The sequence below is a fragment of the Sphingomonas sp. AP4-R1 genome (assembly GCF_013113735.1).
Classification (GTDB): Bacteria; Pseudomonadota; Alphaproteobacteria; order Sphingomonadales; family Sphingomonadaceae; genus Sphingomonas_I.
This window is the reverse complement of sequence record NZ_CP053346.1, coordinates 2,096,057-2,113,025: the sequence shown is the minus strand read 5'-3', so window position 1 is coordinate 2,113,025 and position 16,969 is coordinate 2,096,057. Positions and strand designations below refer to the sequence as shown.

The window sequence follows — 16,969 nt, the reverse complement described above, 5'->3', positions numbered from 1 at the left end:
GGCGATGCCCCGCCGGCTTTCTCCTTCGCCCACGCGCTTTGCGGGCTGGCCCGTGTGGCCGGCGCGGCTGCTGCTGGCGGCGCTGGCACTGTCGATCGTCTGGGGGCTGGCGCATCCGCCTCTGCGCGATCCCACGGGGCAACCCGGTGGCGGCGATGCGGCGCTCTATCGGCTGGTGGCGGAGCGCGTGGCGCACGGCCAGCCTTATCATCAGGCGGCAGCCGAAGAACAGCGCGGCGGCGGCTATCCGCTGCACCCGTTCAGCGCGATGCGACAGCCTTTGCTGGCCGAGATCGGCGCGACGCTGGGCCCGAAGGGCGCGGACCTCGCTCTCTGCCTGCTGGGCGTGGCCGCCTCCGTGGCGGGGGTGATGCGGCTGGGCGCTGGTTTGCGAAGCCCTGTCCGCGAGGTGGCGATCCTGCTGGCGGCGACTGCGAGCGGGCTGCTGCTCCAGCCGGGCATGTGGGTGTGGCATGAGGCATGGGCCGGGCTGCTGATCGCGCTGGCGCTGGCCGTGCGGAGCGAGCGGCTCTGGTGGCCGGCGGTGGTGCTCGGGCTGATCGCGGCGCTGATCCGCGAACTGGCCTTTCCCGTTCTGCCGATCATGGCGCTCATGGCGTGGCACGATCGACGCCGGACCGAGGCGGTGGCCTGGGTGGCGGCGGCCGTCTGTGCGATCGGGGCGCTGGCATGGCATGCCGCTTTGGTGGCGTCGGTCGTGCAGCCGGACGACGGCGTTTCCCCGGGCTGGCTGGTGCTGGGCGGGTGGCGGTTCGATTTGACGCTGGCGCGGCAATCCGCCCTGCTCGTCTTCCTGCCCCCGCGCGGCGCCGCCGTCGCTCTGCCGCTGGCGATGCTCGGCTGGGCCGGGTGGCGGAGCGGCTATGCGCTGCGCGTCACGCTGATGCTCTCGGTGTGGCTGAGCGCGTTCCTGTTCGTGGGGCGGCCGGACAATGGCTATTGGGGCTTCCTGCTCGCGCCTCTGCTGCCGATCGGGCTCGCGCTGGCGCCCGCCGCATTGCGCGACCTCGCCTGCTCGGCCGCTCCCCTTGCCCTTCGCCGGCTTTCCGGCGAAACGGGCGCACATTCCTCCCCAAGCGCGAGCGCCGATGTCCATTCAATCCGATCGCTGGATCCGCGAACAGGCCCAGACGCAGGGCATGATCGAACCGTTCGTGGAGGCCCAGCGCCGCGACGGCTGCATTTCCTACGGGCTTTCCAGCTACGGCTATGACGCGCGCGTGGCGGACGAGTTCAAGATCTTCACGAATGTCGACAGCGCCGTGGTCGACCCCAAGGATTTCGCGCAGAACAGCTTCGTCGATCGCAAGACGGACGTGTGCATCATCCCGCCCAACAGCTTCGCGCTCGCCCGCACGGTGGAATATTTCCGCGTGCCCAAGGACGTGCTGGTGATCTGCCTCGGCAAATCCACCTATGCGCGCTGCGGCATCATCGTGAACGTGACCCCGCTGGAGCCGGGATGGGAAGGCCACGTGACACTGGAATTTTCCAACACCACGCCGCTGCCTGCCAAGATCTACGCCAATGAGGGCGCCTGCCAGTTCCTGTTCCTGAAGGGGAACGAGCCGTGCGAGGTGACCTATGCGGACCGGGCCGGCAAATATATGGGCCAGCAGGGCGTGACGCTGCCGCGTCTGTGAACCTTCTCCCCTCCCTGTAAGGGAGGGGTCGGGGGTGGGTCGCTGCTTGCGAGCCGCTGCGCGAGGTTCCACCCACCCCCAGCCCCTCCCTTCCAGGGAGGGGAGCGTCAGATTACAGGATCGACTGGCCCGTCTTGGCCCAGTCGGCCGCGAAGCTCTCGAGGCCCTTGTCGGTCAGCGTGTGCTTGGCGAGCTGCTTGATGACGGACGGTGGCGAGGTCATCACGTCCGCGCCGATCTTGGCGGCGTCCAGCACGTGCATGGGCGAGCGCACGCTGGCGACGAGGATCTCGGTCGCGAAATCATAATTGTCGTAGATCAGGCGGATATCGGCGATCAGCTCCATGCCCGAATGGCCGATATCGTCGAGACGGCCGACGAAGGGCGAGATGAAGCTCGCGCCGGCCTTGGCCGCCAGCAGGGCCTGATTGGCCGAGAAGCAGAGCGTGACGTTCACCATCGTGCCGTCCGCGCGCAGCTTGCGGCAGGTCTTCAGGCCGTCGATCGTGAGCGGCACCTTGATGCAGACATTGTCGGCGATCTTCCGGAGGACCTCGGCCTCCTTCATCATCTGCTCATGCTCCATCGAGACGACCTCGGCCGAAACCGGGCCCGAGGTGATGCCGCAGATTTCCTTCACGACTTCCTTGAAGTCGCGGCCCGACTTGCTGATCAGCGAGGGATTGGTGGTGACCCCGTCGAGCAGGCCGGCGTCCTGCAGCTCCTTGATGTCCGCGACTTCGGCGGTGTCGGCAAAGAATTTCATGGGAACGCTCCTGATCGTTTCGGGGCCATATAGACGCTTGGCAGGCGGAGGAAACCGCCCGTTCGCGCCCTCTAACGCATGAGAACCAGTTCTTCTGCCATGCTGGGATGAAGCGCGACGGTTTCGTCGAACTGCTGCTTGGTGAGCTTCGCCTTCACCGCCACGGCGGCGGCCTGCAGGATTTCGGGCGAATCCGGGCCGATCATGTGGATGCCCAGCACCACGTCCGTCTCCGGATGGACGACCATCTTGTAGAGCGCGCGCTCGTTGCGGCCGGCCAGCACATTCTTCATCGCGCGGAAATCGGCGGTGTAGGTCTTGCAGCTGCCGAGCGACAGGCGCGCCTGCTCCTCGGTGAGGCCCACGCCCGCCAGCGGAGGATGGCTGAAGACGGCGCTGGGGATGCAGCCATAATCGACGCGCCACGGCTTGTTGCCGAACACGCTGTCCGCAAACGCATGGCCCTCGCGGATCGCGACGGGGGTGAGCTGCACGCGATTGGTGACGTCGCCCACGGCATAGACGCTGTCGGCCACGGTCTTGCTGTCGGCATCCACCGGGATCGCGCCATGATCGTCGAGCTGGATGCCCGCCGCCTCCAGCCCCAGCCCCTTCGTGTTGGGGCGGCGGCCGGTGGCGAACAGCACCATGTCCGTCTCGACCGGCTCGGCGCCGCCCGCGAAGACCACCTTCAGCGCGCCGCTTTCCAGCCGCTCGATCTTCTCCATGGTGGTGTTGAACTTGAATTCGATGCCCTTGGCCATGCTGATCGCCAGCAGGCGCTCGACGATCTGGCGCTCATACTGGCGCAGGATCACGTCGGTGCGGTTCACCAGCGTCACATGGGCGCCGAATTGCTGGAAGATGCCGGCGAATTCGTTGGCGATATAGCCCGCGCCCGCGATCAGGATGCGCTTGGGCAGGCTCGGCAGATCGAACACCTCGTTCGAGGTGATGCCCAGTTCCGCGCCGGGAATGGCGGGCACGTCCGGCGTGGCGCCGGTGGCGATCAGGATCTTGGCGGCGGTATAATCCGTCTCGCCCACGCGCACGCTGTTCGGCCCGGTGACGATCGCGCGGCCGAGGATCGTCTCGACATTGTTGCTCGCCAGCGTGGTGCCATAGGCGCCCTCGATGCGCTTCACCTCGGCCAGCACATTGTCGCGCAGCGTCGTCCAGTCGAAATCGCAGGTCGGCACCTTCCAGCCGAAGCGGCGGGCGTCCGCCAGATCCTCGGCGAAGTGGGCACCGTAGACGAGCAATTTCTTGGGCACGCAGCCGCGGATCACGCAGGTGCCGCCGACCCGATATTCCTCCGCCACCGCGACCCGCGCGCCATGCGCCGCCGCCACGCGCGATGCCCGCACGCCCCCCGATCCCGCCCCGATGACGAACAGGTCGAAGTCATAATCAGCCATTGCGGGGGAACTCCAGTTGCGAGGCGCATCTAGGGAGCCCGGCCGCGCGGCGCAAATGGGATAGGGCGATGGCGGTGATCGAGGGCGTGAATGACCCTCCGTTCCTCCCCATCAACGATGGGGAGGGGGACCATGCGGAGCATGGTGGAGGGGCAATGCGCGACGTTGGGGGTCATGCCCCTCCACCACCGGCTGCGCCGGCGGTCCCCCTCCCCGCGCTTCGCGCAGGGAGGAATGGGAGATCAGAACGCCGCTTCGTCGAGCGCCATCATGCTCTTCTTGCCGGCCTTGATCGCGAGGAAGCGCGCGCTGGCGTCGGGCAGGATGCGATCGAAGAAGAAGGCCGCCGTCGCGATCTTCGCCTTGTAGAAGGCCGCCTCGCCGGTGCCCTCGGCCAGCCGCGCCTCCGCCACCCTCACCGCCTTGGCGAAGCAATAGGCCATGGCGACGAGGCCGAGCAGGCGGAGATAGTCGGTCGCGGCGGCGCCCGCTTCCTCCGGATCGGCCAGCCCCTTCTGCGCGATATGGCCGGTCGCCAGCTGAAGCGCGCCGAAGGCCTGCGCCAGCGCCGGGATCATCGGCGCGAGCGCGCCCGTCTCTGCGCCATGATCCTCGATGAACTGCGAGACGGGGTGGAAGAAGGCGCGCAGATTGCGCCCCATCCCGGCCGGCAGCTTGCGGCCGACCAGATCCAGCGCCTGGATGCCGTTCGTGCCCTCGTAGATCATCGCGATCCGCGCATCGCGGACATATTGCTCGACGCCGCTCTCGCGAATGTAGCCGTGGCCGCCATAGACCTGCACCGCGAGATTGGCGGCGTCATAGCCGAGGTCCGTGAACAGTGCCTTCACCACCGGCGTCATCAACGCGACGAAATCGCCCGCGCGCTTCTTCGCCTCCGGATCCGTGCTGTGCTTCTCCGCATCCAGCGCGCGGCTGACCCACACGCCCACGGCGCGGCAGCCCTCCAGATAGGCGCGCATCGTCATCAGCATGCGGCGCACGTCCGGGTGGACGATGATCGGATCGGCGGGCTTGTCCGGCGCCTTCACGCCCGAGAGCGAGCGGCCCTGCACGCGATCCTTCGCGTAATAGACGGCCGACTGATAGGCCGCCTCGCCCACGCCGAGCCCCTGGATGCCGACCGAAACGCGCTCGGTGTTCATCATCGTGAACATGGCCTCCATGCCCTTGTGGGGCGTGCCGACGAGCCAGCCGACCGAACCGTCGAAATTGAGCTGGCAGGTGGCCGAGGCCTTCATGCCCATCTTGTGCTCGATATTCGCGCAGGTGACGCCGTTCAGATTGCCGAGCGAGCCATCCGCATTGGGCACATATTTGGGCACGAGGAACAGGCTGATCCCCTTCACCCCCTTCGGCGCATCGGGCAGGCGCGCGAGGACGAGGTGGATGATGTTGTCGGTCAGATCATGCTCGCCGGCCGAGATGAAGATCTTCGAGCCGCTGATCCGGTAACTGCCGTCCGGTTCCGGCACCGCCTTGGTGCGGAGCAGGCCGAGATCGGTGCCGCAATGCGCCTCCGTCAGGCACATCGTGCCCGACCATTCGCCCGAGACGAGCTTGGGCATATAGGCCTGCTTCAGGTCTTCCGAGCCATGGCCTTCCAGCGCCGTCGTGGCGCCGTGGGTGAGGCCGGGATAGAGGCTGAACGAGACGTTCGCCGCGCAGATCATCTCCTCGATCAGTTTGTTGACCTGCTCCGGCAGGCCCTGCCCGCCCCATTGCGGATCGGACGCGAGCGCGCACCAGCCACCTTCGCGGAACTGATCGTAGGCCGCCTTGAAGCCTTCGGGCGTGCGGACGACGCCATTCTCGATCCGGCAGCCTTCCTCGTCACCGCTGCGGTTGAGCGGCAGGAGGATCTCGCTGTTGAGGCGCGCGGCCTCCTCCAGCACGGCATCCACCGTCTCGTCATCGAATTCGGTCAGCGCGGCGACATCGCCGAAGCCGTCATCGCCATGCAGTTCGCGCAGCGCGAAGCGCATGTCGCGGAGCGGGGCCTGATATACTTGCATCTCTCTTCTCCACTTTTTTCTTCGTCACCCCGGACTTGATCCGGGGTCCCGCTTTCTTCCGGGTCAAACAGAAGACGCGGGATCCCGGCTCAAGGCCGGGATGACGGTGTGCATCAGTTCCGCAGCGGCTTGCCCGTTTCCAGCATCGTCTCGATCCGCGCGATCGTGCGCGGGTCGCGGACGCGGAGCATGAAGGCCTGGCGCTCCAGCTTCAGCAGGTCCTGCTCGCTCACCACGTCGACCAGATCGGCGGGCCCGCCGGTCAGCACGCCGGCCAGCGCATCCGAGACGACGAGATCATAATCGGTGGCGAGGCCGCGCTTGTGGAAGCTCGCCGCCGCCATGCCCATGCCGGTGCGGCCGCTTTCGCCCGGCAGGCGGAATTCGGGCGGCTTGGGCGGCTGATAGCCGTCGACCAGCGAGAGCGCCTTCGCCTTCGCATCGGCCAGCAGGCGATCGCGGTTCATCGTGATGCCGTCGCCGGGGCGCAGGAAACCATATTCCTTCGCCTGCGCGGCCGAACGCGAGACGGTGGCGGTCGAAACGATCTCGAACACCTTGGCGGCCGCCGGCATCGGGCCCTTCGGCATCGCCGGATTGTGCGCCCAGCGATCGATCATCTCGCCGCAGCCGCCCCAGCCGGGGATGAGCCCGACGCCGCATTCGACGAGGCCGGTATAGGTCTCGGCATGCGCCTGAATCGCATCGGCGTGGAGCAGGATTTCGCAGCCGCCGCCCAGCGCCATGCCGAACGGCGCCGCGACCACCGGGAAGGGCGCATATTTGAGCGCCTTGTAGGCCTGCTGCCCGCCCGCGACGAGCTTCTCCACCTCGCTCCACGCGGCGATGTTCAGCGCGAAGAGCGCGAGGCCGAGATTGGCGCCGGCCGAGAAATGCGAACCGTCATTATAGATGACCAGCGCCTTGTAGCTTTTCTGGATGAGCGGGATCGCCTTGCCGATCAGCTTCATCACCTCGCCGTCGAGCGCGTTCATCTTGCCGGTGAATTCCAGCGCGGCGACGCCGTCGCCAATATCCCAGAGGGCGGCGGAGGCGCTTTTCAGCACGGGCTCGCGCCCGCGCTTCAGATCCTCGAAGCGGATCACGCCCTCGGGCACGACCACGTCATGATAGGCACCGTCGAGGCCGAGATACTGCTTCCGCGTGCCCTCGATCCGGTAGAAACCGCGCTCGCCCGCCGTCGCCAGCAGCGGCGGCACCGCAATGCCCTTCTCGGTCAGCAACGCGGCCAGCTTCGCCGCGCCGATCTTGTCGATCAGCTCGAACGGACCCCATTTCCAATTGTAGCCGAGCTTCATCGCATCATCGATCGCGACGATGTCGTCGGCCGCCTCGGGCACGAGGCTGGCGGCATAGGCCAGCGTCGGCCCCAGCACCGCCCAGGCATAAGCGTTGGTGGCGACGAGCGTGCCGAGATCGGCGCGGGGAGCGGAGGCCTTGGCCGTCTCGCGATAGGCGCCGGTGGCGAGGTCGATCGTTTCCTTGCGCTTGCCGCCGCCGTCGCGGTTCAGGCGATAGAAGCCGCCCTTGCCCTTGCGCCCGGTATAGCCGTCCGCGATCATTGTCTCGATCAGCGGGCTGGTCTTGGCGATCGCCTGATAGGGATCGTCCTTGGCGAGCGTGGAGGTCAGGCTCTTCTGCAGGTTCGGCATCAGATCGATGCCGACCAGATCGACGAGGCCGAAGATGCCCGTCTTGGGCACGCCCATCGGCTTGCCCGCGATCGCGTCGGCCTCTTCCACGGTCACGCCCAGGTCGAACGCCGCGTTCAGGCCCGACTGGATCCAGAAGGTGCCGATGCGATTGGCGATGAAACCGGGCGTGTCCTTGGCGCGCACGATCGTCTTGCCCATCGCGCGATCGACGAACGCCTCGACCTTGCCGACCAGAGCGGGATCGCTCTTCGGCCCGGTCACGATCTCGATCAGGCGCATGTAGCGCGGCGGATTGAAGAAATGCGTGATGAGGAAATCGCGCGTGAACTCGGCCGAGCGGCCTTCGGTCAACTTGTCGAGCGGGATGGTCGAGGTGTTGGAGGACACCGCCGTGCCGGGGCGGCGCACCGCCTCGATCCTGGCATAGAGATCCTGCTTCAGATCCAGCCGCTCGATGATCGCCTCGACCACCCAGTCGCACTCGGTGATCCGGCCCAGATGATCCTCGATATTGCCGGTCTCGACCAGCTTGGCCGCCGCATTGGACATGAAGGGCGCGGGATCGGTCTTCAGCATCTTGGCGACCGCGCCCTTGGCGACCGCATCGCGATCATTGGGATCGCGCACGATATCCAAGAGCAGCACCGGCACGCCGGCATTGGCGACCTGCGCCGCAATGCCCGCACCCATGACGCCCGCGCCGATCACGCAGACTTTCTTGATAGGGGCGACCTCGCTCATTCCGCTGCCTCCAGCAGGGTTGCGATGCCCTGGCCGCCGCCGATGCACTGGGTGGCGAGCGCATATTTGCCGCCCTCGCGCTTCAACAGCGACGCCGCCTTGCCGACGATGCGCGCGCCGGTGGCGCCCAGCGGATGGCCGATCGCGATCGCGCCGCCATCGATATTCACCTTGGCGGGGTCGAGCCCCAGATCCTTGACGCAGGCCAGCGCCTGGCTGGCGAACGCCTCGTTCAGTTCGATCACGTCGAGCTGGCCGCCCTCGATCCCGGCGCGGGACAGCGCCTTGCGGCTCGCCTCCACCGGGCCGATGCCCATGATCTCCGGCGCGCAGCCCGCCACCGCGACCGCCTTGATCCGCGCCATGATCGGCAGATTGTGCGCGCGGGCATAGTCCTCCGAGCAGACGAGAACCGCACTCGCGCCGTCCGTCAGCGGAGAGGAGGTGCCCGCCGTCACCGAACCCTGCTGGTCGAAAGCGGGCTTCAGGCCCGCCAGACCCTCGGCGGTGGTGTCGGGGCGGAGCGTGCCGTCCGTATCCACCTCGCCCGCCTTGGTCGTGATCGGGACGATCTCGTCCTTCAGCTTGCCCGCCTCGCGCGCGGCGGCGGCCTTCTGCTGGCTGGAGACGGCGAACGCCTCCTGCTCGCCACGCGTGATCTGATACTTGGTCGCCACATTCTCGGCCGTGTCGCCCATGCCGATATAGGCCGGGCTCTTCGCGGCGAGCGCGGGATTGGGCAGCGGATTGAAGCCCGACATCGGCACGCGGCTCATCGATTCGACACCGGCGGCGACGAACACCTCGCCCGCGCCGATCTGGATCTGGCCCATCGCGATGTGGACCGCACTCATCGAAGAGCCGCAGAAGCGGTTCACCGTCATGCCCGCGACCGAAAGCGGAAGGTCCGCAAGCAACCCGATCAGCCGTGCGACGTTGAGTCCCTGCTCTCCTTCCGGGAAGGCGCAGCCGACGATGATGTCCTCGATATCGGAGGCGTCGACGCCGGTCTTGGCGATCAGGCCGCGCACCACCTGCGCCGCCAGATCATCGGGGCGGACCCGCGCCAGCGCGCCCTTGCCCGCCAGATGGAAGGGAGAACGGGCATAGCCCGCGATAACAACGTCACGCATCGAATCGGCCTCTCCGTTGCCGCCCCGACACGGGGTGCGGCGTTCTCCCTATAGGTGCGTTGATTTCCCTATACGTCAACTGATTTTTGAGGCAGAACGTGATTCGAGGGTGCCGCTCCGGCATCCCGGACAGGACGCACGGCCCGATCAACGGACCGGCAGAAATGGAGAGCGGATGATCATCCTGATGGCTGCGGCCGCCTTGGCCGGTGGAGGCGCCGACTCGGTGCTCGGCAAGTGGCACGCCGAGAGCAAGAATGCCGTTATCGAGATCACGCGCTGCGGCAGCTCGATCTGCGGCAAGCTCACCGGATCGGACGGGCTTCGCGCCAACCCCGGCATGCTGGACACCAAGAACAAGGATCCCAAGCAGCGCGCGCGCCACGTGATGGGCCTTGAGATGATCGGCGGCCCCTTCACCTGGAGCGACGGCAGCTGGACCGGCGGCACCGTCTACAATCCCGAGGATGGCGGCACCTACAAGGCCACCCTCACCCTTCCCGACAACGATCATCTGCGACTGAAGGGCTGCATCGTCTGGCCGCTCTGCAAGACGCAGACGTGGACGCGTATTCGCTAATAAAAACAACGGATCAGGAGAGAATGACAATGAAGACCATCGTGTTTCGGGGAGCGATGCTGGCAGTCGCACCGACGGCCTTGATGGCGGCCAGCGCCGCGCATGCGGGCGCCTTCTACCTGCAGGAACAATCGGTGCGCGCCGCGGGCCGCGCCTTTTCCGGCGAAGTCGCCGATACCGGCGCGGCCTCGCTCTGGTGGAATCCGGCCGCGATCGGCGGGATGACCGGCGGCGACAGTTCCTTCGGCATCAGCGCGATCCTGCCCAAGGGCAAGGTGACCAACACCAACACGCTGATCCGGCGTCCGACCAATGCGGCGCCCGTCGCGGTGGGCGGCGATCAGGTCTCGAAGGATCCGATCAACAACGGCTATCTGCCCTCGGGCTCGATCGCCTACGGCATCACGCCGAAGATCGCACTCGGCCTGGCCATCTCCTCGCCCTACAGCTTCACCACCAATTACGATTCCACGAGCTGGGTGCGCTACACGGCGGACAAGACCATGCTCCGCACCTTCGACATCCAGCCCTCGATCGCGTTCGCGCCGACCGAGAATATCAGCCTGGGCGTCGCGCTGAATGCCGAGCATTCGAAGGCGAGCCTCTCCAACTTCCTGCCCAACCTCTCCGCGCTGCAGCCGGACGGGCACCAGACGCTGAAGGGCAATGGCTGGGACTTCGGCTGGACCGCCGGCGCGCAATTCCGCTCCGGCCCGATCACGATCGGCGGCAGCTACAAGTCCAGCGTGAAGCATGTGCTGAACGGCGACGTGATCACCGCCGGCCTGCTCGGCCCGCTCGCCGCGCAGAACGGCACGATCAGCACCACGGCGACGTTCCGCACGCCCTGGCAGGCCACCTTCGGCGCGCGCTTCAAGGCGACCGACAAGCTGACGCTGAACGGCCAGATCGTGCGCTTCGGCTGGAACAAGTTCGACGCGATCCGCCTCGGCGCGCCGATCAACGCCGCGCTGCCGGAGAATTACAAGAATACGTGGAGCTTCGCGGGCGGCCTCGATTATGCCGTCAACGAGAAATGGACCCTCCGCAGCGGCATCCAATATGATCAGACGCCGACGCGCGACGGCAATCGCGACGCGCGCGTGCCCGACGGCAATCGCTGGAACTTCGCGGCGGGCACCAGCTATAATCTGACGCCCGGCTTCACGATCGACGCCGCCGCCAATTATCTGACGGTGAAGAATGCCAGCATCGACCGCACCACCGCAGCTTATGCCGGCACCGCCGTGCAGACGCCGATCCTGGTGAATGGCGAGCTGCGCAAGGCGAGCGTGCTCGTCTTCGCGCTCGGTGGTCGGCTGCGCTTCTGATGCAGGCGTCGGTCGCTTCCACCCCGATGGTCGGCCCGGTCGGCGGTGCAGCCGGAGAGGCTCAGCTTCTCCGGCCCCGGCTGCTCACCGATCTGCTGGATGCCACGGTCGCGCGGCATCCGGACTGGACGGCGATCGACTTCCTGGGTCGCACATGGACCTATGGCGAGATCGGCGCGCTCGTGGAGCGCGCCGCACGCGGCCTGCAGGATCAGGGGCTGAGGCCGGGCGACCGCTTCGGCCTCTGCCTGCCCAACTCGCCTTATTTCGTGATCCTCTATTTCGCGGTGCTGCGGATCGGCGGCATCGTGGTGAACTTCAACCCGCTCTATGTGGAGCGCGAGCTGGAGCATCAGATCCGCGACAGCGGCACGCGGATGATGGCCGTGCCCGATCTCGCCGCGATCCACGGCAAGGTGCTGAACGTCGCCGACGCCACTCAGCTCGACCGCATCATCGTCTGCCCGATGACGGGCATCCTGCCGATGGCGATGGGGCTTGGCTTCCGCTTCCTGAAACGCAAGGATCATGCGCGCGTGCCGCATGACGCGCGCCATGTTCTGTGGTCGGCGCTGATCGCGTCGCACCGGCCGCATGATCCGGTCGAGCGCCATCCGGACGATATCGCCGTCCTCCAATATACGGGCGGCACCACCGGCGTGCCCAAGGGCGCGATGCTGACCCACGCCAATCTCGCCGCGAACAGCGCGCAGATGGCGATCCACGTCGGCGACCATCCCGACGTGCAGGAGCGCACGCTCGGCGTGCTGCCCATGTTCCACGTCTTCGCGCTGACGACCGTGCTCAATTATTCGGTGGATACGGGCGCGGAGATGATCCTGCTGCCCCGCTTCGATCTGAAGCAGATGCTGCAGACGATCGCGCGCACGCATCCCACCCAGTTTTTCGGCGTGCCGACCATCTATGTCGCGATCAACGCCGCGCCCGAGGCCGATCTCGCCGGCTTCAAGTCGATCCGCTGCTGCATCTCGGGCGGGGCGCCGCTGCCGCTGGACGTGCGCGAACAGTTTGAGCGGCGCACCGGCGTGATGGTGGTGGAAGGCTATGGCCTGTCCGAGGCCTCACCCATCCTCGCCTGCAATCCGCTCGACGGGCCGATCAAGGACAACAGCACCGGCCCGGCCTTCGCCTCCACCGTGCTGGAAATCCGCGATCTGGACGATCCGCACCGCGTGCTGGGCCTGGGCGAAAAGGGCGAGGTCTGCGCGCGCGGGCCGCAGGTGATGAAAGGCTATTGGCAGAATCCGGACGCGACCGACGCCGTCTTCGTCGATGGCGCGCTGCGCACCGGCGATGTCGGCTATGTCGACGAGGAGGGCTATCTGTTCCTCGTCGATCGCATCAAGGACGTGATCCTGTGCGGCGGCTACAACGTCTATCCGCGCGTGATCGAGGATGCGATCTACCAGCATCCCGCCGTGAAGGAGGCGATCGCGATCGGCGTGCCGGATCGCTATCGCGGGCAGGCGCCGAAGCTCTTCCTCGTCTTCCGCGACGAGATGTCCGCCACGAATGAGGAGTTGTGCGATTTCCTCCGGCAGCGCATCAACAAGATCGAGATGCCGAGAGAGATCGAGATCCGCACGAGTCTTCCCAAAACGCTCATCGGGAAATTGTCCCGCAAGGAGCTGGTCGCGGAAGAGGCGGCCAAGACCGCGTCCGCATGACGACGCTCGACTCCACCGATCTGCGCGGTATCCAGCAGATGGCGGAGGAACTGGGCATCACCCAGCGCACGATCCGCTTCTACGAGGATAAGGGCCTGATCGAGCCGCAGCGCGCGGGCACGACGCGCGTCTATACGCGGCGCGAATTCGCGCGGATGCAGCTGATCCTGCGCGGCAAGAGCCTGGGCTTCTCGCTGCGCGACATCGGCGACTTTCTCGACCTCTACGATCACGATCCCGCGCATATCGAGCAGACGCATTTGCTGGCCACGCGCGTCTCCGACCGGATCGCGGAGCTGGAGGTGCAGCAGAGCGCGATCGTGCAGACGCTCGCCGAACTGCGCCTGATCGAGCGACAGGCGCTGGACCGGATCCGGCAGGTCGAGGGATAGAGGTCTTCCGTCAGCCCGGCCTTGAGCCGGGATGACGGATGGGATCAGATCGCCTCTGACGGAAACATTCGTCATTGCGAGCCCCGGATCGAAACGTCTTGCACCCGCCATGCCGCTTCGCCCACAAGCGCCCGGTGGGGCGGGGGATCGACACATGACGGACGCGCATTCCACGCACCTGCTGCGCGTCCTCAGCACGGCCTTCGGCGTCGCGGTGGTGGTGGGCGGCACGATCGGTCAGGGCATCATGCGGACGCCGGGCCTCGTCGCGCAGGGCGTGCCCGATGCCACGATCATGGTGCTGCTGTGGATCGCGGGCGGAATCATCGCGCTGATCGATGCCATGTCCTCGGTGGAGCTGGCCGCCTCGATCCGGCGGAGCGGCGGCCCCTATGTGTTCGCCGCACGCGCCTTCGGCCCCTCGATCGGGCTGGCGGTGGGGCTGACCGACTGGCTCGGGAATGTCGCCGCGATCGCCTATATCGGCGTGGTCTTCGCCGAATATCTGCACCGGCTGGGGCTGGCGACGGGCGTGCCCACCGGCCTGCTGGCGATGACGCTGCCGCTCGCCACCTGCATCATCCATCTGTTCGGCACGCGCGTGGGCGGCGCCTCGCAGGAGATTGGCAGCGCGGTGAAAGCCGCGGTCTATGCCGCCTTGATCCTGGCGCTGCTGCTCGCCCCGCACGGCGCGCCGGTGATGACCGATCACCACCCCGTCGCCCTGACGCTGGCCGGCACGATCGGCGCGGTCCGCGCGGTCGTCGGTGCCTATGCCGGGTGGAACAGCGCGGTCTATTTCACCGAGGAGATGAAGGATCCGCGCCGTGCGATCGTGCGTGCCACCTTCTCCGGCATCGCCGCGATCCTCGCCGTCTATGTGCTGATGAACATCGCGATCCTCCGCACGCTGACGCCGGCCGAAATGGCGGGCAGCAATCTGGTGGCGGCGGAGGCGGCCGCGCGCATCTTCGGCTCCGCCTCGGGCACGGCCAGCCTGCTCGTCACCGCCGTCTCGCTCATTTCCGTCGCCACGCTCGGCAACGTGATGGTGATGCAATTCCCGCGCGTGCTCTACGCGATCACGGCCGATGCGAAGGTCCCGCTCCTCTCCACCGTCGCCGCCAACGGATCGCCGAAGGCGGCCGTGCTGCTGACGGCCGGGCTGGGGGCGCTGCTCGCCACCGTCGGCATCTACGATCTGCTGCTGTCGTTCAGCCTCTCGCTGATCACGGCGATGAGCATCGGCATGAACGTGGCCGCGATCGTGATGCGCGTGCGCGAGCCCGATCTGGAGCGGCCGTGGCGGATGCCGCTCTTCCCGCTGCCCGCCCTCTTCTCGATGCTCGTCAACACCGCTCTGTTCGCGGCGTTCGTCTATGAGGAGCCGCGCACGTCGGGCTGGGCCTTCGCGTTGCTGGCGGTGCTGACCCTGATCGCCTCGTGGGCGGCACGCATCGCCCGCCGGTCTTCTCACGCCTGATCTCTCCCGCTAACCAACGGATATGATGACCATGAACAACCGCCGGGCTTCGCGCCTGATCGCCGTCTCGCTGCTCGCGCTGGCTGCTCCCGTCCTCTCCCCCGCCATCGCACAGGCGCCTGTCGCGTCGGCCGCGAGCGAGGATCAGCGGTTGTACGCGTTCCTCGATCAGCAGTTCACCGAGCAGCTGGCCAGCCAGCCGCAGCTGGCGACGCAGATCGGTCTGAAGGACGGCAAGGACAAGCTGGACGACACCAGCGACGCCGCCGATCTCAAGCGGCTGGAATGGCGCCGCGCGAGCGTCGCGAAGATGAAGGCGCAGTTCGATCGCGCCCATCTCTCGCAGGAAGCGCAGGCCAATTACGACATCTGGGCGTTCGAGCTGGACCGCGCCGAACTCGCCTATCGCTTCAACAAATACGCGCCGCCTTTCTATTCCTTCCTCTATTCCGCCCATTCGCAGCTCCCCAACTTCATGATCAGCAACCACACCGTGCAGGACGCGTCGGACATGCATGCCTATGCGAGCCGCCTGCGCGGTTTCCCCACCGTGCTGGACGAAGGCATCAAGCAGAGCCGCGAGTCCGATGCGGCGGGCATTCGCGCGCCGCGCTTCCAGATCGAACGCGTGATCACCGGCAGCAAGGCGATCATCACCGGCGCGCCGTTCGACAATGGGGCGCCCTCCCCGCTCTGGGCCGACGCGCAGGCGAAGGTCGCCAAGCTCAAGGCGGCGGGCAAGGTGACGGATGCCGAGGCAGACGCGCTGCTGGCCGAGACGAAGACGGCTTTGCTCGCGATCAAGCCTGCTTATGAGCGCGTGATCGCCTGGGCTCAGGCCGATCTGCCAAATGCGCCCAGCGGCCGCGTCGGCGCGATCTCGCTGCCGGGCGGCGCCGAATATTACGCCGCCGCGCTGAAGCTGAACACCACCACCGATCTCACTGCCGACCAGATCCACAAGATTGGCCTCAGCGAAGTCGCCCGCATCGAAGGCGAGCAGGATGCGCTTGCCCGCAAGGCCGGCTTCAAGGATCGGATCGCTTATTATGCCGATCGCGAGAAGAAGCACCCGCCGGTGCCGTGGACGGACGAATTGCGCGCGCAATATCTGAAGGATGCGAACGCCACGCTGGCACGCAACCGCACTTTGCTGCCCAAATATTTCGGCATGCTGCCCGAATTCCAGATGGAGGTGGTGCGCGAGCCTTCGTTCAGCGAAGTGGCGGGTGGCGCCGCCCATGCCTCCGGTCCCAGCCGCGACGGCGTCCGCCCCGGCCATGTCTATGTCCACCTGCTCGGCACGACCGACGATCCCGCGCCCGACGCGATGATCGATCTGATGTGCCACGAAGGCGTGCCCGGCCACGTGATGCAGGGCGACATCCAGGTGCGCCAGAGCGGCGGGCCCAAGTTCCGCCAGACCGCGCGCTACGTGGCGTTCAGCGAGGGCTGGGGCCTCTATTCGGAGGCGCTGTGCAAGGAAATGGGCGCCTTCCCCGATATCGCCAACGATTTCATGCGGCTGGAGGCGGAGCTGTTCCGCGCGGCGCGCCTCGTGACCGACACGGGTATCCACGCCCAGGGCTGGACCGAGGATCAGGCGATCAAATACATGGTCGAAACCGGCCGCGCCTCGCCCGCGCAGGCCCAGTCCGAAGTGCGGCGCTACATCACGCTGCCGGGTCAGGCCACGGGCTACAAGATCGGCATGCTCAAGATCATGGAAGTCCGCCACAAGGCGGAGAAGGAATTGGGTGCGAAGTTCGACATCCGCGCCTTCCACGATCTGATCATCGGATCGGGCTCGCTCCCGCTGCCGATCCTGGAGCGCCGCGTCGACGAATGGATCGCCTCGCGCAAGGGGTAATTCGGCCTCTCTTCCCGTCCCGTTCGCACTGAGCCTGTCGAAGCCTGTCCTGAGCGCCTGCCTTGGCAGGCAGTCGAAGGGTGCTGCCCTTCTTTCTTCCGCTTCAGGAAAAGAAGGACGGTGCTTCGACAGGCTCAGCACGAAGGGGAAAGAGGCGCGCGGTGCCCCCCGCTCACCGCTTGAAATCAAAC

Annotated in this window: 13 protein-coding genes; 8 read left to right on the top strand and 5 right to left on the bottom strand. The window is 66.7% G+C overall.

Annotated elements, in window-relative coordinates; translation table 11 throughout:
• Positions 1–4: 4 nt before the first annotated feature.
• Both HL653_RS24160 and dcd read left to right on the top strand, forming a co-directional pair.
• Positions 5–1,234, top strand: a complete 1,230-nt coding sequence (locus HL653_RS24160; protein ID WP_253717836.1) for a hypothetical protein — start codon at positions 5–7, stop codon at positions 1,232–1,234.
• Entirely contained in the window at positions 1,161–1,664 is a 504-nt protein-coding gene (gene dcd / locus HL653_RS09925; RefSeq protein ID WP_253717834.1) for a dCTP deaminase, read from the top strand. Before HL653_RS24160 ends, dcd begins: the two co-directional genes overlap by 74 nt.
• Positions 1,665–1,776: 112 nt before the next feature.
• Here the strand turns inward: dcd and fsa are convergent, their stop codons facing one another.
• The 5 genes from fsa to HL653_RS09900 form a co-directional block, all read right to left on the bottom strand.
• Positions 1,777–2,430 (bottom strand): fructose-6-phosphate aldolase, encoded by a 654-nt coding sequence (gene fsa / locus HL653_RS09920; protein WP_171744390.1) that lies wholly within the window; start codon positions 2,428–2,430, stop codon positions 1,777–1,779.
• A gap of 71 nt (positions 2,431–2,501) precedes the next feature.
• Positions 2,502–3,848: a glutathione-disulfide reductase gene (gorA, locus tag HL653_RS09915; RefSeq protein WP_171744389.1), complete on the bottom strand. Its 1,347-nt coding sequence runs from the start codon at positions 3,846–3,848 to the stop codon at positions 2,502–2,504.
• Between the two features lie 242 nt (positions 3,849–4,090).
• Positions 4,091–5,884: an acyl-CoA dehydrogenase C-terminal domain-containing protein gene (locus HL653_RS09910; RefSeq protein ID WP_171744388.1), complete on the bottom strand. Its 1,794-nt coding sequence runs from the start codon at positions 5,882–5,884 to the stop codon at positions 4,091–4,093.
• A gap of 113 nt (positions 5,885–5,997) precedes the next feature.
• The gene (locus HL653_RS09905; protein WP_171744387.1) at positions 5,998–8,301 is read right to left on the bottom strand and encodes a 3-hydroxyacyl-CoA dehydrogenase/enoyl-CoA hydratase family protein; all 2,304 of its coding nucleotides are present in this window, start codon (positions 8,299–8,301) and stop codon (positions 5,998–6,000) included.
• The gene (locus HL653_RS09900) at positions 8,298–9,434 is read right to left on the bottom strand and encodes a thiolase family protein (RefSeq protein ID WP_171744386.1); all 1,137 of its coding nucleotides are present in this window, start codon (positions 9,432–9,434) and stop codon (positions 8,298–8,300) included. Before HL653_RS09900 ends, HL653_RS09905 begins: the two co-directional genes overlap by 4 nt.
• A 175-nt stretch (positions 9,435–9,609) precedes the next feature.
• Between HL653_RS09900 and HL653_RS09895 the strand changes: the two genes are divergently transcribed.
• The 6 genes from HL653_RS09895 to HL653_RS09870 all read left to right on the top strand — a co-directional run bounded on the left by HL653_RS09895 (position 9,610) and on the right by HL653_RS09870 (position 16,778).
• On the top strand, positions 9,610–10,014 hold the full coding sequence (locus tag HL653_RS09895; protein ID WP_171744385.1) for a DUF2147 domain-containing protein: 405 nt from the start codon (positions 9,610–9,612) through the stop codon (positions 10,012–10,014).
• A gap of 29 nt (positions 10,015–10,043) precedes the next feature.
• Positions 10,044–11,345 (top strand): OmpP1/FadL family transporter, encoded by a 1,302-nt coding sequence (locus HL653_RS09890; RefSeq protein ID WP_253717832.1) that lies wholly within the window; start codon positions 10,044–10,046, stop codon positions 11,343–11,345.
• Between the two features lie 26 nt (positions 11,346–11,371).
• Positions 11,372–13,033, top strand: coding sequence for a long-chain fatty acid--CoA ligase (locus HL653_RS09885; protein ID WP_253718025.1), 1,662 nt, complete (start codon positions 11,372–11,374; stop codon positions 13,031–13,033).
• Positions 13,030–13,425 (top strand): MerR family DNA-binding transcriptional regulator, encoded by a 396-nt coding sequence (locus HL653_RS09880; RefSeq protein ID WP_171744382.1) that lies wholly within the window; start codon positions 13,030–13,032, stop codon positions 13,423–13,425. The genes HL653_RS09885 and HL653_RS09880 overlap by 4 nt, the downstream gene beginning before the upstream one ends.
• 154 nt (positions 13,426–13,579) lie before the next feature.
• Positions 13,580–14,908, top strand: coding sequence for an APC family permease (locus HL653_RS09875; RefSeq protein ID WP_171744381.1), 1,329 nt, complete (start codon positions 13,580–13,582; stop codon positions 14,906–14,908).
• 31 nt (positions 14,909–14,939) lie between these two features.
• Positions 14,940–16,778 carry a DUF885 family protein gene (locus HL653_RS09870; protein WP_253717830.1) on the top strand — a complete coding sequence of 613 codons (1,839 nt, stop codon included), beginning with the start codon at positions 14,940–14,942 and terminating at the stop codon, positions 16,776–16,778.
• Positions 16,779–16,969 lie beyond the last annotated feature (191 nt).

Coding starts and splice junctions, on each gene's coding strand:
- HL653_RS24160 (WP_253717836.1), top strand. CDS start 5: ATGCCCCGCCGGCTTTCTCCTTCGCCCACGCGCTTTGCGGGCTGGCCC.
- dcd (WP_253717834.1), top strand. CDS start 1,161: ATGATCGAACCGTTCGTGGAGGCCCAGCGCCGCGACGGCTGCATTTCC.
- fsa (WP_171744390.1), bottom strand. CDS start 2,430: ATGAAATTCTTTGCCGACACCGCCGAAGTCGCGGACATCAAGGAGCTG.
- gorA (WP_171744389.1), bottom strand. CDS start 3,848: ATGGCTGATTATGACTTCGACCTGTTCGTCATCGGGGCGGGATCGGGG.
- HL653_RS09910 (WP_171744388.1), bottom strand. CDS start 5,884: ATGCAAGTATATCAGGCCCCGCTCCGCGACATGCGCTTCGCGCTGCGC.
- HL653_RS09905 (WP_171744387.1), bottom strand. CDS start 8,301: ATGAGCGAGGTCGCCCCTATCAAGAAAGTCTGCGTGATCGGCGCGGGC.
- HL653_RS09900 (WP_171744386.1), bottom strand. CDS start 9,434: ATGCGTGACGTTGTTATCGCGGGCTATGCCCGTTCTCCCTTCCATCTG.
- HL653_RS09895 (WP_171744385.1), top strand. CDS start 9,610: ATGATCATCCTGATGGCTGCGGCCGCCTTGGCCGGTGGAGGCGCCGAC.
- HL653_RS09890 (WP_253717832.1), top strand. CDS start 10,044: ATGAAGACCATCGTGTTTCGGGGAGCGATGCTGGCAGTCGCACCGACG.
- HL653_RS09885 (WP_253718025.1), top strand. CDS start 11,372: ATGGTCGGCCCGGTCGGCGGTGCAGCCGGAGAGGCTCAGCTTCTCCGG.
- HL653_RS09880 (WP_171744382.1), top strand. CDS start 13,030: ATGACGACGCTCGACTCCACCGATCTGCGCGGTATCCAGCAGATGGCG.
- HL653_RS09875 (WP_171744381.1), top strand. CDS start 13,580: ATGACGGACGCGCATTCCACGCACCTGCTGCGCGTCCTCAGCACGGCC.
- HL653_RS09870 (WP_253717830.1), top strand. CDS start 14,940: ATGAACAACCGCCGGGCTTCGCGCCTGATCGCCGTCTCGCTGCTCGCG.